The organism is Flagellimonas abyssi (assembly GCF_019457905.1).
Classification (GTDB): domain Bacteria; phylum Bacteroidota; class Bacteroidia; order Flavobacteriales; family Flavobacteriaceae; genus Flagellimonas; species Flagellimonas abyssi.
The window spans coordinates 29408-45940 of the sequence record NZ_JAHZSV010000029.1; the positions used below are offsets into that span (position 1 = coordinate 29408).

19 protein-coding genes are annotated in these 16533 nt (G+C 44.5%); 15 read left to right on the forward strand and 4 right to left on the reverse strand.

Annotated elements, in window-relative coordinates; all coding sequences use genetic code 11:
* Positions 1-2: 2 nt before the first annotated feature.
* The 14 genes from K1F36_RS15750 to K1F36_RS15815 all read left to right on the forward strand — a co-directional run bounded on the left by K1F36_RS15750 (position 3) and on the right by K1F36_RS15815 (position 11846).
* Positions 3-443: a nitrous oxide reductase accessory protein NosL gene (locus tag K1F36_RS15750; protein WP_220114691.1), complete on the forward strand. Its 441-nt coding sequence runs from the start codon at positions 3-5 to the stop codon at positions 441-443.
* Between the two features lie 10 nt (positions 444-453).
* Complete coding sequence (locus K1F36_RS15755) at positions 454-753, forward strand: cupin domain-containing protein (RefSeq protein WP_220114692.1); 300 nt, start codon at positions 454-456, stop codon at positions 751-753.
* Positions 754-758: 5 nt separating this feature from the next.
* On the forward strand, positions 759-1193 hold the full coding sequence (locus tag K1F36_RS15760; protein ID WP_119639766.1) for a CopD family protein: 435 nt from the start codon (positions 759-761) through the stop codon (positions 1191-1193).
* A gap of 26 nt (positions 1194-1219) precedes the next feature.
* Positions 1220-2440, forward strand: coding sequence for a nitrous oxide reductase family maturation protein NosD (locus K1F36_RS15765; RefSeq protein ID WP_119639811.1), 1221 nt, complete (start codon positions 1220-1222; stop codon positions 2438-2440).
* Complete coding sequence (locus K1F36_RS15770) at positions 2437-3159, forward strand: ABC transporter ATP-binding protein (protein WP_072880156.1); 723 nt, start codon at positions 2437-2439, stop codon at positions 3157-3159. Before K1F36_RS15765 ends, K1F36_RS15770 begins: the two co-directional genes overlap by 4 nt.
* Positions 3143-3925, forward strand: a complete 783-nt coding sequence (locus tag K1F36_RS15775; RefSeq protein WP_220114693.1) for an ABC transporter permease — start codon at positions 3143-3145, stop codon at positions 3923-3925. The genes K1F36_RS15770 and K1F36_RS15775 overlap by 17 nt, the downstream gene beginning before the upstream one ends.
* A 32-nt stretch (positions 3926-3957) precedes the next feature.
* Positions 3958-5160 (forward strand): hypothetical protein, encoded by a 1203-nt coding sequence (locus K1F36_RS15780; RefSeq protein ID WP_220114694.1) that lies wholly within the window; start codon positions 3958-3960, stop codon positions 5158-5160.
* Positions 5161-5300: 140 nt separating this feature from the next.
* Positions 5301-5735: an RrF2 family transcriptional regulator gene (locus tag K1F36_RS15785; protein WP_072880162.1), complete on the forward strand. Its 435-nt coding sequence runs from the start codon at positions 5301-5303 to the stop codon at positions 5733-5735.
* Between the two features lie 65 nt (positions 5736-5800).
* Positions 5801-6529 carry an iron-sulfur cluster repair di-iron protein gene (ric, locus tag K1F36_RS15790; protein WP_220114695.1) on the forward strand — a complete coding sequence of 243 codons (729 nt, stop codon included), beginning with the start codon at positions 5801-5803 and terminating at the stop codon, positions 6527-6529.
* A gap of 7 nt (positions 6530-6536) precedes the next feature.
* Positions 6537-6998 carry a hemerythrin domain-containing protein gene (locus K1F36_RS15795; protein WP_072880166.1) on the forward strand — a complete coding sequence of 154 codons (462 nt, stop codon included), beginning with the start codon at positions 6537-6539 and terminating at the stop codon, positions 6996-6998.
* Positions 6955-7302, forward strand: a complete 348-nt coding sequence (locus tag K1F36_RS15800; RefSeq protein WP_258539112.1) for a hypothetical protein — start codon at positions 6955-6957, stop codon at positions 7300-7302. The genes K1F36_RS15795 and K1F36_RS15800 overlap by 44 nt, the downstream gene beginning before the upstream one ends.
* A gap of 250 nt (positions 7303-7552) precedes the next feature.
* Positions 7553-8002 (forward strand): anaerobic ribonucleoside-triphosphate reductase activating protein, encoded by a 450-nt coding sequence (gene nrdG / locus K1F36_RS15805; protein ID WP_072880170.1) that lies wholly within the window; start codon positions 7553-7555, stop codon positions 8000-8002.
* A gap of 8 nt (positions 8003-8010) precedes the next feature.
* Positions 8011-9873, forward strand: a complete 1863-nt coding sequence (gene nrdD, locus K1F36_RS15810) for an anaerobic ribonucleoside-triphosphate reductase (protein WP_220114696.1) — start codon at positions 8011-8013, stop codon at positions 9871-9873.
* Positions 9874-10037: 164 nt separating this feature from the next.
* Positions 10038-11846, forward strand: coding sequence for a hypothetical protein (locus K1F36_RS15815; RefSeq protein ID WP_220114697.1), 1809 nt, complete (start codon positions 10038-10040; stop codon positions 11844-11846).
* Positions 11847-11963: 117 nt separating this feature from the next.
* Here K1F36_RS15815 and K1F36_RS15820 read toward each other — a convergent pair whose 3' ends face one another.
* From K1F36_RS15820 to nadA, 3 genes are read right to left on the reverse strand one after another with little or no spacing between them, the layout of a single operon-like run.
* Complete coding sequence (locus K1F36_RS15820; protein ID WP_220114698.1) at positions 11964-12572, reverse strand: thioredoxin family protein; 609 nt, start codon at positions 12570-12572, stop codon at positions 11964-11966.
* Positions 12569-14164 carry an L-aspartate oxidase gene (gene nadB, locus K1F36_RS15825; RefSeq protein ID WP_220114699.1) on the reverse strand — a complete coding sequence of 532 codons (1596 nt, stop codon included), beginning with the start codon at positions 14162-14164 and terminating at the stop codon, positions 12569-12571. Before nadB ends, K1F36_RS15820 begins: the two co-directional genes overlap by 4 nt.
* Before the next feature lie 7 nt (positions 14165-14171).
* Positions 14172-15137, reverse strand: coding sequence for a quinolinate synthase NadA (gene nadA, locus K1F36_RS15830; protein WP_220114700.1), 966 nt, complete (start codon positions 15135-15137; stop codon positions 14172-14174).
* Between the two features lie 190 nt (positions 15138-15327).
* Between nadA and K1F36_RS15835 the strand changes: the two genes are divergently transcribed.
* Complete coding sequence (locus K1F36_RS15835; RefSeq protein WP_220114701.1) at positions 15328-15774, forward strand: RrF2 family transcriptional regulator; 447 nt, start codon at positions 15328-15330, stop codon at positions 15772-15774.
* Positions 15775-15874: 100 nt separating this feature from the next.
* Here the strand turns inward: K1F36_RS15835 and K1F36_RS15840 are convergent, their stop codons facing one another.
* Complete coding sequence (locus K1F36_RS15840; RefSeq protein ID WP_220114702.1) at positions 15875-16453, reverse strand: 5-formyltetrahydrofolate cyclo-ligase; 579 nt, start codon at positions 16451-16453, stop codon at positions 15875-15877.
* Positions 16454-16533: the final 80 nt, after the last annotated feature.

The window sequence follows — 16533 nt, forward strand, 5'->3', positions numbered from 1 at the left end:
CAATGAAAAAACTATTTTTCTCTTTATTTTTGGTCGGGGTCCTGTCCTTGGGCTGCCAAGTCCGTCCAAAGCCCATTGATTACGGGCATGTCGGCTGCCACTATTGTAGTATGACCATTGTTGACCAACAACATGCCGCCCAATTGGTGACCAAAAAGGGCAAGGTCTTCAACTTTGATGCCGTTGAATGCATGATGAACCAGTTGAAAGATGAGGACGGAACCGCCATGGCCCTATTTCTGGTAAATGATTTTGATCGACCGGGAGAACTGACCGATGCCACCAAGGCCACCTATTTGATCAGTGAGAACATTCCAAGTCCCATGGGGGCATTTTTAAGTGCCTTTTCAGAAGAAGCCGCCGCCCTACATATAAAGGACGTCAATGGAGGGGAACTCTTGACTTGGAACGCACTGAAACAACAATTTAAATTGGACTTCTAACCTTTGAACCATGTATGCCATAGCCATCGACAATACCATTGCCCAGCAACCATTCGACGGTCTACAGATCGAACATCTGGTCAAAACACCTTCATTGGAAATTTTGAGCATCAGTTTGGCCAGGGATGCCGTCTTTCCAAAGCATATATCTCCCAAAGATGTCCATTTGGTCGTTTTGGAGGGCTCTATCGATTTTTATATCGAGAACCAAATCGTTACTTTAACGGTACAACAACATTTTGGCTTTTCCAAAGGGGTAGAACACTGGGTGAAGGCCAATACAGATGCTAAATTCTTGATAATCCGGTAGTGGATATGGTACCCAAGGCAATAATCTTCATTCATTTGTTGGCTGCCACGATATGGACAGGGGGACATTTGATCCTTGCCCTTGGCATTTTGCCCAGGGCACTGAAAAAGAATGATTTTTCCATTATCGCCCAATTTGAGGAGCGGTATGAGAAAATAGGCATCCCTTCCCTATTGATCTTGGTGGTTACCGGTATCTATATGGCCACAGTGTACGCCCCATCCTTTTTCGATTGGGATTTAGGGGACCATTATACCCGACATATTGCCTTAAAATTGATGTTGTTGCTGATTACGATAGGATTGGCCATCCATGCCCGGTTCTTCTTGATACCTAAAGAGAAATTACAGCCTTTGGCATGGCATATCATCGGGGTCACCATCACTGCTGTCCTATTTGTTTTGGTCGGGTTCAGTGCACGAAGTGGAGGAATTTTATGAGAACGGACACACAACATAACGCCTATATGCTAGTATGCATCCTGCTGGTGCTCACCCAAACCGTCATGGCCAAGACCTGGACCGTTTGCACTTCTTGTGAGCACAGCTCGATCAAGGGGACCATCGAACGTGCCGAAGCCCATGACACCCTATTGGTACAAAAGGGCACATACCGGGAATATGAGATCCTGGTGGATAAACCTTTATATATCAAGGGTATTGGATACCCCATTGTCGATGGGGAGAAAAAAGGGGAGATTTTTCAGGTTCGATCGGACCACGTGACCTTGGATGGTCTTTTCATTATCAATGTCGGGGTCAGCTACACCAAGGACAATGCTGCCATTCGGGTGATACAGAGCAAGGATTTCCTCATCCAGAATATGGTCCTGGAACAGTTGTTCTTCGGTATCTATCTGGAAAAGTCCTCCCATGGCAAAGTGTACCACAATAGGATTATCGGGGAGGCCGTGGATGAATACAATTCGGGCAATGGCATACAACTTTGGTATTCATCGGATATAGAAGTACGTAAAAACCATGTCCAGGGAACGCGGGACGGCATTTATCTGGAGTTTTCCGATCAGATTACCATTACAGGAAACACCAGTATGGACAATCTTCGATACGGGCTCCATTTTATGTTTTCCAACCATGATGTCTACACCCATAATACCTTTGAGAACAATGGTGCTGGGGTAGCGGTGATGTTCTCCAAGTTCATCACCATGAAAAACAATACTTTTCGAAAGAACTGGGGCACCGCGGCCTATGGCATGCTGTTGAAAGAGATCAATGATGCGGAAATCAGCAACAACACCTTTGAGGAAAACACCATTGGCATCAATATCGAGGGATCGAACCGGATAGACTATACCGATAATGACTTTATAGGCAACGGTTGGGCCATTCGGGTGATAGGAGCCTGTTATACCAACACATTCAAAGGGAATAATTTCTTGTACAATTCCTTTGACATCTCTTATAACAGTAAACTTAACGACAACATTTTCGAAAGTAATTATTGGAGCAGTTATACCGGCTACGATCTGGATAGGAATGGCATTGGCGATGTGCCCTATCGTCCTGTCAAACTGTTTTCCTATGTGGTGAACCGTACCCCGGAGACGATTGTCCTTTTACGGAGCCTGTTCATGGATATCATCGATTTCTCCGAAAGGGTCTCTCCTGTATTCACTCCGGACAATCTGCAAGATGCCCAACCTCTAATGAAGATACGACCATGACCATAGAAATAAACAATTTATACAAAAAATTTGGCAAGAACCAAGTGTTAAAAGGTGTGGATCTGAACATTGGCAAAGGTCATATTTATGCAGTGTTGGGACCTAATGGTTCTGGCAAGACCACCTTGATCAAAAGTATCTTGGGGATGGTCATTCCTGACAAAGGGGACATCTCCATTCTGGAAAAGTCCATAAAAAAAGATTGGAGGTATCGCAAGCAGATCAATTATCTTCCACAGATTGCCAACTTTCCGCCAAATATCAAGGTCAAAGAACTGCTTCATATGATCAAAGACCTGAGGAACAGTCCCAGCGAAGAAGAAACACTGATTGCTTTATTCGGTCTGGAACCCTTTCTAAGCAAAAAACTATCCACCCTATCGGGAGGTACCAAACAAAAGGTGAACATTGTCCTGACCTTTATGTTCGACAGTCCCTTGATCATCCTCGATGAACCTACCACGGGCCTCGATCCAAAGGCCTTGATATGCTTAAAAGGATTGATACTAAATGAAAAAGCAAAAGGAAAGACCATTCTGATCACTTCCCATATCATGCAATTTGTAGAGGAAATGGCCGATGAGGTCTTGTATCTTCTTGAGGGGGAGATTTATTTTAAAGGAACCATCGGGCAATTGATGGAACAGACCGGGCAACATGATTTTGAACATGCCATCGCGGCCCTAACAACCACAGAAAGCCATGCTGAAAATTCTTAAATATAGTTTTTATGACCTTATCCGTAGCCGTTGGAGTTACGTTTATTTTTTGTTCTACCTCACTTTGGGTTTCGTGCTGTTGTTCCTGAACAATGATGTCTCCAAGGCCGTGATCACCCTGATGAACGTGATCATTGTCCTTATTCCCTTGATAGGGACCATTTTCGGGGTGATGTACTACTACAATTCCCGGGAGTTCACGGAACTCCTCTTGGCGCAACCCATTAAACGCAGTTCCATTTTTATGGGACAATATTTTGGTGTTGCCGGTTCATTGACCTTGAGCCTGGTTCTAGGCTTGGGCATTCCCTTTGTCCTATATGGCCTTTTGCGGAGCAATGCCATCTTTGATTTCTCCCTCCTATTGGTAACAGGTGCATTTTTGACCTTTATTTTTGTGGGGCTGTCCTTCGTCATTGCCATATCCAATGAAAACAAGATCAAGGGATTCGGGTACGCCGTACTGTTATGGCTCTTTTTGGCCGTGGTGTATGATGGGCTGTTCCTGATGTCACTCATCGTGTTCGAGGAATATCCCTTGGACACCTTTTCCTTGGTGGCGACCATGCTCAACCCCATTGACCTTTCGAGGATCTTGATCCTCCTCAAATTGGATATTTCAGCCCTATTGGGGTATACCGGGGCCATATTTAAAAAGTTCTTTGGTACCGACCTCGGCTTTCTGGTCTCCATGGCCGTTCTATTTTTATGGACAGTTTTACCCATTTTAGGACTGCGCCATAAGGCCAAAAGAAAGGATTTTTAAGACTTATCCCAGGTTTTTATAAATTATAAGGCGTGAAGGACAGTATACATCAACGGCATATTCGGGTGGCAATTTCTTATTTCGCCATGGCCGCCCTGTTGGGAGTTTTACTGCGCTTCTATCCTATTTTCTCCTTTGGTTTCAACTACAGATATATGGTCCATGCCCATTCACACATTGCATTGCTTGGATGGGTATATGTAGCCTTGACCACACTGATCCATTACTGTTTTGTGGAAAAGGGTACCTCGGATAAAAAATATACACGTATCTTTTGGTTTACCCAGGTTTCATTGGTCGGCATGTTGCTCACCTTTCCGTTCCAAGGGTATGCGTTGTTTTCCATATTTTTTTCCACCTTGTTCCTCATCATGTCCTATGTGTTCTTCCATTATTTTTCCAGAAACAGCGACCCAAAATTCAGGCATGGTAACAGTCTACGATGTATAAAGGCAGCACTTTGGTATATGGTCATCTCCAGTTTGGGGCCTTGGGCACTGGGGATCATCATGGGTACTTTGGGGGCCCAATCCATTTGGTATCGGTTGGCCATCTATTTTTATCTCCATTTTCAATACAATGGATGGATGCTCCTGGCCTTGATCGGGCTGTTTCTCTTTGCGATGGAACGGCGCGACATGGTGATACCCAAAAAAAGTTTTATGTGGTTTTTTTGGATATTGAACGCAGGGGTCGTGCTCACCTTTTTTCTATCCACATTGTGGATAGAACCATCACCCTTGTTATATGTCCTTGCAGGAATTGGAGCGATTGCACAGGGCTGTGGCCTTGTCCTATTGTGGGCCATGGCCAAAAATGACATTAAAGTACTGCCCCTTTCAAAACTACAGGCTTTGCTAATGAAGACCGCAGTGTTTCTCGTATTTATCAAAATAGCCTTACAATTGCTGACCGCCCTACCCTATTTTGCACGGATCGCGACCATGTATCTTGACCTTACCATTGGTTATCTACATATGACTTTTCTGGGGATGATCAGTATTGGGCTTTTCTTTTTGGTGGATTATTTTGGTCTGTTCGTGATATCAAAGAAAGCATACCAATGGTATTTTTGGGGATTCCTTGTAACTGAAATCCTTATTTTTTATAAAGGATTTGCTGCTTGGGTACAATGGCCCATCTTCAATGGCTATATGGAAATCCTTGCCTTGGTGAGTTTATCCATACTATGCGGCCTACTTTTATTGATGGACTTAAACCGAAATCGAACATAAGTTTCTGAGTATGCCGCCCTACTTTGACATAAAGTGTATATTTGAGACCGATTGGCATTCCCGATGCGGAAAAATAATAAGGGACATTTTTGTCCGAATTATAATAAATGTTATCTTTGTAACGAATAAATTTAGCAATGATGTTTTCAAAAGCCTGTGAGTATGGTATTCGCGCTGCGGTCTATGTTGCGCTGCAATCCTTGGATGGAAGACGTGTCAGTGTCAATGAAATTGCTGAAGAAATTGATTCCCCGATTGCTTTCACGGCCAAAATCCTGCAACAGCTCTCGAGGAGCAAGGTCATCCATTCTGTCAAGGGGCCCACAGGTGGCTTTGAGTTGGACCGAACCGAGATGGATACCGTAAAATTAAGTATGATCGTCCATGCCATCGATGGGGATGATATCTATGTTGGCTGTGGCCTTGGACTCAAGGAGTGCAACGCAAACCAGCCATGTCCTCTCCACGACAAGTTTGTCGATATCAGGACCGATCTAAAGAATATGTTGGAAAATACCAGTTTGTACGAACTGGCAACGGGACTGGAAGTTGGACTGACCTATTTGAAGCGTTAAAAAAATTTAAACCAATAAAGGACATTTTTGTCCTATTTATTAAAATAACATTTAATTCTAATATCATGAACGATACCATCGAAAAAACAGTGGGCCAGATGGTGGCCGAGGATTACCGTACCGCCCAGGTCTTTAAAAACCACAAGATCGATTTTTGCTGCAAAGGCAATCGGACCTTACAGGAAGTTGCCGACAAAAATGGTCTGGACAAGGAAGTGTTATTGCAAGAACTGGATGAAGTCCAGCGGAACAGTCAAACGGATCAGCCCGATTTCAATACATGGCCTTTGGACCTTTTGATCGACTATATCGAAAAAAAGCACCATCGGTACGTAGAGGAACGTATCCCGATATTAAAACAATATCTTAACAAGCTATGTCAAGTACACGGCAACAAACACCCTGAACTGTTTGGTATTTTTGAACATTTCACCGGTTCTGCCGGCGAACTGTCCATGCACATGAAGAAGGAAGAACTGGTCCTGTTTCCCTGGATCCGTAAAATGGTGGCGGGAACGGCAGATGGAAAGACCTTGGGACCACCACAATTTGGTACAGTCCATAACCCTATTCAAATGATGATGGAGGAGCATGACAATGAAGGGGAGCGATTCCGAAAAATCGCCGCCCTGAGCGGCGATTACACCCCCCCTGCCGATGCCTGCAATACGTACAGGGTTACCTTTTCCCTTCTTCAGGAATTTGAGGAAGACCTTCATCGACATATCCATTTGGAGAACAATATCCTGTTCCCAAAAGCAGAAATATTGGAAAAAGAAGTGCTTAGCAACTAAAGCCCTTATGGCTGGAACACCCATCAAACGTCACAAGGCCCTACAGGGAGTAAGCCGTGAACACCATCACGGCCTGCTCCTATGTTGGAAGATTCGTACGGGACTTTCAAAAAAGGTAGCACCGGAACGCATAAAGACCTATGTGGATTGGTTCTTTAAGACCCATTTGATCCCACATTTTGAATTGGAAGAAACTTACATCTTTCCCATCCTGGGTATGGGCAACCCAAAAATTAAAAAAGCGTTAAGGGAACATCGAAGGTTGGTCAGGCTATTTACATCCAATGTTGACCTGATCAGAAGGTTGGTACAGATTGAAGAGGAACTGGAACAACATATACGCTATGAGGAACGCCAGCTCTTCAATGAAATTCAAAAAATTGCCAGTGACGCCCAATTGGACCTAATAGAAAAATATCACAATCATGAAAAATTCAAAGACAATACCTATGACCCATTCTGGAACTAAAAGCAAAGGCAATGTCCTTACCAACCTTCACAAGCGTCTGTTCTTGGAATACAAGAGAGGTGAGATGGGCTACGCCACCATAGCGATCATAGGGCAAAGCTGTTTGGGCTCTGCAGCAGCAATGGTACTGTTGATGGGAGCATTGGATACCGCGGTAAAAATGACCTTATTGTTTTTTGTCACCATCTTCTGCATGGCGTTCAACGGGGCCGTATTGGCACAATTGAAACCTTTGACCACATTCAATATATTAATTTTGAGTGTGCTATTCAGTACAGGAATCATTATTTTACATTTGGGTTAGTTCTTCCACGCGGATGGGATAGCACCTTCCTACCATACCTCCTACAGGCGTATTTATAAAAATCCCCCAGCCTTCCAATTAGGATATTAAGTTGTACCACTTAATCAAAGGTTAAATTGATCGTATATATAAATGATAAAAAGGTCATTTTATTGTTAATAAGTCTCTTTATAACTTTTGCCCTACCCCGATTATCCCCTAAACCCTTGGTCTAATTTTATACAATGAACTTAAATGAATTGCACCATATATGTTTTATCATCATTTTCAGGTAGTGCTCCAAGAGGTTCCAGGAGAGGTCAGTCTTTGCTTTTCCATCTCAGGGTGTCCTTTGCGCTGCAAGGGCTGCCACTCCCCTTTTTTGTGGAAGGAAGGTAGTGGCTCTGAGTTGACCTCCAAGGACTATCAAAAGTACCTCGACCAATATGCAGGACTTGCAAGCTGCGTACTCTTTATGGGGGGTGAATGGCACCCGGGAGCATTGGTAAGGTATTTGAAACAAGCCCAAGAACTGGGATATAGGACATGCCTGTATACCGGAGCCGATCGGGTATCCCCTGATATCCTTGAACATCTGACCTATATCAAGACGGGAAATTGGGACAAAGCCCTTGGGGGATTGGACAGTCCGACCACCAATCAGGTCTTCCGGGAAGTGAGGACCAATAAATCGCTCAACCATTTATTCATCTCTAAATAATATTCCATATGATACGGCTTACCGACAAACAGATTGCCAAAAAAATTGCTTTCATCGATCATTACCTGCATTCCGACAATGCTGCTGACGGCTCCAAGGTTGACGCCAATGCCAATGTCACCTCCAAGAACATTGCCACCATGGAAGCCGAGCTCAATAAGGATATCAATATCCAGGTGAACCGGGCCTTGGTCCAACAGAAGATCGCCTCACTGTTCGGGAAGGACCTGGCTGATGAATATGTGAGGCAGATAGAATCGCACGAGATCTACGTCCATGATGAGACCTCGTTAAAACCCTACTGCGCCTCCATAAGCATGTATCCCTTCCTATTGGACGGGCTGACCAAACTGGGTGGGGAAAGCTTGGCCCCAAAACACTTGGAAAGCTTTTGCGGGGAATTCGTCAATTTGGTCTTTGCGGTAAGTTCACAATTCGCAGGGGCCTTGGCCACCGTGGAGTTCTTGATGTATTTTGACCACTTCGCGGCCAAGGACTATGGGCCCGACTATCTGGTGACCCACAAGAACATCATTGCCAACCATTTGCAGCATGTCGTCTACGCCATCAACCAACCTGCCGCGGCCAGGGGCTACCAATCCGTGTTCTGGAACATTTCCATTTATGACAGACCCTACTTTGACAATATGTTCGGGGATTTTGTCTTTCCTGATATGGGCAGGCCCCAATGGGAAAGTGTCAAAAGGCTTCAGGCCTTCTTTATGGACTGGTTCAACGAAGAGCGAACCAAGGCCATCCTTACCTTCCCTGTGGTCACCGCCGCCATGTTGATCAAGGACGGGGCTCCGGTCGATACGGAGTTTACGGACCTATGTGCCCATGAACTGGGCAAGGGGAACTCCTTTTTCATCTACCAATCCGAAAACGCCGACAGCCTGGCTTCCTGCTGTCGCCTGCGCAATGAGATCAGCGACCATACTTTTAGCTATTCCCTGGGGGCCGGAGGGGTCGCCACAGGTTCCATCAATGTCATCACCCTGAACATGAACCGCTTGGTGCAGCAAGGGGCGGATATTGTGGAAGAGGTCCAAAAGGTACACAAATATCAGGTCGCTTTTAGAAAGCTCATCGATGACTACGAAAAGGCGGGCATGTTGCCGGTGTACCATGCCGGTTTGATCTCCCTGGACAAGCAGTTCCTGACCGTGGGCATCAACGGGATGGTCGAGGCTGCGGAAAGCCAAGGCATCCAAGTGGGCAACAATGAAAAGTACAAGGACTTCGTCAACTGTTATCTCAAGGCCATCTATCAGGAAAACAGAAAGGCCAGGGAAACCTATGGGTACATGTTCAACACCGAATTCGTCCCCGCCGAGAACCTGGGTGTCAAAAATGCCAAATGGGATCGGGAAGACGGCCTTTTCGTCCCCCGGGACTGCTACAATTCCTATTTCTATATCGTAGAGGATGAACAGACCAATGCCTTGGACAAAATTGTATTGCATGGCAAGGAGACCATTCAATATTTGGACGGGGGTTCGGCGCTCCACCTCAATCTCGAGGAAACCCCGAACCAAGAAGGATTCAAAAAATTGATCCATGCCACGGCCAACGCTGGATGCAATTATTTTTGCTTCAATATCCGAATCACCATTTGCAATGTCTGTTCCCATATCGACAAACGCACCCTTTGGGAATGCAGCGCATGCCATTCACAGGATGTGGACCATGCCACCAGGGTCATCGGATACCTCAAACGGGTCTCCAACTTTAGTTCGGGCCGGCAAAAGGAACATGGATTGCGGCACTATCATTTGAAACAGGCCAAAAGCACTGTGATGGATAAAAGAGCTGAAATCCTTTTGGCAGGTCAAAAAGCAAGTAATACTCAAGAAACCATAAAAATATAATCCCCGCCAAATAGTGCCAGCGTTCCTCGACCCGTATATGGTTTATGCTCTTTGAACCGTTTCCTTATCGATTTACATGCATGGAATGCGTGGTTCGCAAAAAAATAGGAATTCAATATGATCAACTGGACAAGGCCTTTGGACAATCAACATAAATACGACATATGACAGCACATTCATTCCATATACCGGTAATGGGAATAGCATTTACCATTGACACCCCGTTGAAAGTGGCACACTTTGGCATAGATTCGACGATTTCACTGGTAGATGATATTCTTTTGGAAAAAATGCGAAAGATGTATTGTGAAAGATTTGAAATACCCTATCAGGAGATCACTGAAAATAGCATCGACTTCAGGGCCAAAAGAATCAGTTCCTATCTCAATCTCATCAAGGATCTGGCAGAAAAAAAATTCGAACAGCTAAAGGACGTCACACACGGTTTAAGCGATGGGCTAAAACAATATTTCGATATGTTGCCGAACACCTCATCGCTTAAGAAGAAGTTTGAAAATGTAAGTCTGGGCAGCCATAATCCGAAGTTGTCCAAAAATTTTCTTGATTCAAATCTTGCCATGGGAAACATTGAAGTGAACATCATGACGAAACTGGATCGGGAGAATTATCGAAAAAAGGTTCCTTTGGGCCAGATATACAATGATGCCCATGCAGCACTTAGGGGCTTTGCAGAAAGTAATCTGAACTCTTCGGTTGTTTTTTCAGCGGGCATGAACCCTCGATTGTATGGGTACATCGAGGAGTTTGAAGATTTTTATCCCGACGATTTCGGGTTCATTAAAAAGAAAATCATCCTAAAGGTGAGTGACTATAGATCGGCCATGATCCAAGGCAAGTTCCTGGCCAAAAAAGGGCTTTGGGTCTCGGAATACAGGATCGAATCGGGATTGAATTGCGGTGGGCATGCCTTCGCGACCGAAGGTCATCTGATGGGACCGATATTGGCAGAGTTCCGAGATCGGAAAAAAGAACTCGTGGCCGAAATCCATTCCATTCTTGCAAAGGCCCTTATGCATAAAAAGCGCTATGTCCCCCAATCTCCCCTACCCATCAAAATCTCGGCACAAGGTGGGGTGGGGACAGCGGAAGAACACAATTTTCTATTGGAGCACTATAAATTGGATTCCGTAGGTTGGGGAACCCCGTTCCTGTTGGTGCCCGAAGTCACCACGGTTGATGACTCCACAATGGAAAAATTGTCCAAGGCCAAAGAACAGGATCTTTATCTGAGCAATATCTCGCCCTTGGGTGTCCCTTTTAATAGTCTGAAAGGAAATACGAAAGATTTGGAAAAGAGGGTCAACATTGAAAAAGGTAGGCCAGGAAGTGCCTGTCCAAAAAAATATGTTGCCATGAACAAAGAATTCACCAATGAAGGCATTTGTACAGCGTCACGACAATACCAACATTTGAAATTAAAAGCGTTGGACGGCATGAACCTTACTCCGGAAAAACATCAAGAGGCATATGACAAAATTGTTGAGAAATCCTGTGCCTGTGTAGGATTGGGAACCGCAGCGTTATTAAAATATGGATTGGACACCAAGGCAGAAGGAAAAGGTGTTTCCATTTGTCCCGGCCCCAACATGGCCTACTTTTCGAAAATCACAGGTCTTAGGGAAATGACACAACATATTTATGGCACATCCAATTTGATCGAACGTACCGATCGACCGAATATGTTCATCAAGGAGCTTACTATTTATATTGATTATCTCAAAATCAAGATCGAAGAAACCAGAGGTTCCACAACCCCGAGGCAATTGGCGTATCTAACCACTTTCACCAACAACTTAAACGATGGGATATCCTACTATCAGACCCTGTTGGGGAACATCAGCAAAGCCTTTTTGGACAACTCCCAAATGGTAAGGGCCTTGGATCGTTTCAGGACCGTTCTGGGCAATTTCTCGGTTGAGATCCATGATTTGAAAACCATCAACGCCCAATAGGGACACCACCTCACCATCACATGAGCTTTTCAGTCCATGGACATGGTCTGGGTGAAACCTCTTACCCTCTTTTATGGAGGGGTGGATATTATATTTTCCTAAACCAAGAAACCCATATCAATGGGACTGGACCATTTCTATAAGTTCTTCCAACATGGTGTTGCCCCTATCCCTATGATACCACATCTGTAGCTCCTTTTTGAGGTTGTCGTCCACTTTTCCGTTTCGTTCTTTATATTCAGCTACCATTTTGGAAGCCGTTTTCGGCCTTGGTCCCCACTCCTGTATTACCGTTCCGGCACTATTGGTGACAATCAGCTTGGGAATGGAACGGGTCCCGTTGGTCAAAAAACAGTCCATGAGCCGTGGATTTTCATCCCTTAACACCAATCGTAGTTCAATTTTCGAGGATGCCTTGGCAATCTTATGAAGAAGGGGTATGGCCTGTGCCCCATCCGAGCACCAACTTTCCAGCAATACCAGCCAAACTTGCTTTTCTGGGAGCTTGCGGAACACATCAAGTCTTTCATCTGGAATGGTGATTGTTTTTTCGATCCTTCGTAATCTATGGGCATTTAATTTTATGTTGGCAATCCTTTCTTCGCTTTGCTCGGTTCCTGTCGCTTTACCTTTAGCGACAAGGTCGTTCATCATTGAAATGTACCCGGCGTAGTCCATCCCCTTGCGGATACCTTCTTGAACCAAATGATGTACCTGCTTTGTCATAGGCCGTCTGTATTTTTTAGGTATTGACTATTTTTGATAGGTTCAAGATCAATGTTGTAGAACCCACCTATATTTTCTTTTCTTTTCAAGCACTGCCCGATGATAAGATGTGCCACATTGATCATATTTCGCAATTCACAAATACCCACGTCCACTTTCATGGTCCGGTATAGTACCTCAATTTCACTATATATCACATCCAGATGTTTGATGGCTTTATGCAAACGGTCGGTACTTCGTACAATCCCCACATAATCTTGCATAAGTGCCTGTAAATGGGCCGTGTTGTGTTTGATAAGGATGTTTTCCTTGGCAAACCGTGTTCCCGTATCGTCCCATTGGGGTATGGTAAGGGCTTCCGGGAATGTTTCTTGGTGGTCCAAATACTCAAAAATATTGTGGGCATATACCAGAGCTTCCAATAAAGAGTTGGATGCCAATCTATTGGCGCCATGCAAACCTGTCCGCGAGCATTCCCCACAGGCGAATAGGTTATTTATGGTTGTCCTTCCGTTTGGATCCACGACAATTCCTCCACAGAGGTAATGCGCTGCTGGGACAATGGGAATCCAATCTGTTTCAATAGTGATATGTCTAGTCCGGCATTCGTCATAAATGTTGGGGAAATGTGCCTTGAAAGCTTTTATATCAAGGTGTGTACAATCGAGAAAAACGCAAGGGTCCCCAAATTTTTTCAACTCTTGGTCAATGCATCGGGAAACGATATCACGGGGTGCCAGTTCAGCCCTAGTGTCATAGTCCGGCATAAATCTATGTCCTTTTTTGTTTCTTAAATATGCTCCGAAGCCCCTCACGGCCTCTGAAATCAAAAATGACCGGCCTGCCTTACCATCGTAGAGAACCGTGGGATGAAATTGGACAAACTCCATATCCTGGATCCGTGCCCCTGCCCGATACGCCATGGCAATGCCATCGCCAGTGGCGATGATAGGATTTGTAGTGTGGCCATAGACCATGCCCACTCCTCCTGTGGCCAAGACAGTGTACTTTGCGAGGAAAGTTTCCACAATACCGGATTTTTGGTCTAGTACATAGGCCCCATAACATGTCGTTGGGGCCGGATTGGCCCCATGGAGTTGGTGTTCCGTAATGAGGTCTATGGCAAAATGGTGTTGAAAAATTCTGATGTTGGGTCGCTGACGCACCTGATTCAGAAGGGCCTGTTCAATCTCATACCCCGCATAGTCCTTGTGATGTAGGATACGATGCACCGAATGGCCTCCTTCACGACCCAATGCCAACCGACCATTCTTGCCCGTATCAAAACGGACCCCCCAGGACATCAGTTCCCTTACCCGTTCCGGGCCTTCCTTGACAACCATCTCCACTATGGCCGCATCACAAAGACCGTCTCCCGCGATCAAGGTGTCGGATATATGCTTTTGATAGGAGTCCTCCCCTAAATCAGAAACGGATGCAACACCACCTTGGGCATATTTGGTATTGGATTCGTCTTCATCGGCCTTGGAAACGATAAAGACGGTCCGATCTGGACATTTATGCGCCATCTTAAGGGCAAAGGAAAGTCCGGCAATTCCCGAACCGATCACTAGATAATCCAATGAAACCATTTCTGTCCTATTTGGAAAGTTTCAACATTCGCTCAATGGGAACCCACGCTTTTTCCGCAATGGCCCGTGAAACTTCTATTTCGGGGGTTTCATCCCTAAGACAACGGTATGTTTTTAGAAGGGTGTTTGACTTCATGAAGGCACATTCACTGCAGGCACAACTGTTATCTTCCACTACCGGGGCCGGGAGCAGTATGGTGTCCGGAACTTCCTTTTGCATTTCATGAAGGATACCGACCTCCGTGGCAACTATATATTTTTTATTGGGATGCCGTTTCACATAGGTTATCATGCCAGAGGTGGAACCGATGAAGCTTGCGGTCCTTAAAATATGTTCCTCCGATTCAGGGTGGGCAATGATCATTGCATCAGGATGTTCCTTACATAGATCTAGCAATTTATCGATACAAAAAGCTTCATGGACAAGACAACTGCCCTCCCAAAGTAACATATCCCTACCTGTTTTCCCAATCAGATAGTTACCCAAATTTTTGTCCGGTGCAAAAATAATGGGAGTGGTTTCAGGAATATCCGAAATGACTTGTAGCGCATTGGACGAAGTACATACATAGTCGCTCAAGGCCTTGATTTCTGCCGAGCAGTTGATATAGGTCACTACAAAATGTTCCGGATGGGCCTTCACAAAGGGTTCAAAATCAGCTATCGGACAGGAATCAGCCAACGAACAACCTGCATTCAGGTCGGGCAACAGCACCTTTTTTGTCGGATTTAAGATCTTGGCCGTTTCTGCCATGAAATACACTCCTGCAAATACAATGATATCTGCATCGGTCTGGGCTGCAGCCTGTGAAAGCGCCAAGCTATCTCCGACATGATCGGCGACTTCTTGGATTTCTGGACGTTGATAGTAATGGGAAAGTATAATGGCATTTTTTTCTTTTTTGAGCCTTAGGATTTCATGTTGAAGGTCCATTCCTGGCATAAAAAAATTCATTTCTTGTCCACCTTTCATAGTTTAGCTATTTCATGATCCGTTCCCTTTTTACTGAATTTTGTGGCAAGGGCACATTGTGGCAGGGACTTGGTGGAGCGAAACTAGATGCGTTGACTGTCACAAAAAATGATAAAAATCATAATTAAAGATAAAATTATCTTTTTATTATCTTTTTATTATCTTTGAATACTTCAAATATGGGAATCCTATGTTGTCAAATGCTTGCAAATATGCAATTCGTGCAGTAGTTTATTTAGCCATCCATGGTAACGTAAACAATAAGTTAGGTGCAAAAATAATTGCAGAGGAGCTGGAAGTACCACAACCATTTTTGGCGCAACTGCTCCGCAAACTGACCACGAACAAATTGGTTTCTTCAAGTAAGGGCCCGGGAGGTGGCTTTTTCTTGGACCAAAAAAATATGGAAAATACGCTTTGGGAGGTTGTTTCCAGTATAGATGGGGAATACAAATTTGATGACTGTTTTTTGGGACTTTCCAAGTGCAATAATGAAAACCCCTGTCCCGTACACCATATCGTTTCTCCGTTCAAGGAAGAAATCCTCAGCAGTTTCAAGGATAAGTCCATAGCTGTTCTCGTAACGGAAATCGAACAGAACGGTACGATCATTTCCCTAAAAGGGGTTGATGTGTAAATTGGTTTTAAATCAAGTTTCCGACCTATTATCCTTTTACTTTTACTTTTACTTTTGGATTAATCCCATGATCCAGCCACTATCACTCCTCGCATAAAGTTCACTTGCCGGCATCATCTCCAAAGGTTATGTCGCACAATACTTCATCCAATTGAACATCATGGGGCTCTTTTGGTAACTGATCCATTTTTTGGAAAGGATAAAACAGTCCAATTTTAAAGGATGTGCTCAAATCCACCAAAAAAGTGTCATAGTAGCCTGCCCCATACCCCAACCGATATCGATTCCCATCACAGGCCAGCCCGGGGACCACGACTAGATCATAAGTCCCTTCAAAAACCCTTTCCCCTGCCGGATGAACAGTTCCAAAAATACCAGGTTCCAAATCCTGTAGGGAGGTAAGCACTAAATTTTTGAAACTCCTTTTAGGTAAGGACCGGGGAGAAATTACAGTTTTTTTATGGGCCAGACATTGTTCGATAAATGGAAAAATATCAATCTCGGAACCCATGGGCAGATAGGTGTGGACCGTTTGGCATCCCCGCTGTTCCATAAGTTGCCATAAGGTCTTACAGACATATCGATCATAGAGGGTCTTGGTGGTCATAGACATAAGGTTGCGCTGATGCAGCATCCGTTTCCTAATTTCCTTTTTTTGTGTTTTGATAGGGGTATTCATGCCAACAATATTTCGGACAAAAATATCCGTTATTTTTTAATTCTACGTATCTTTACACCAATTTCAAGTCCTGCTCAGAT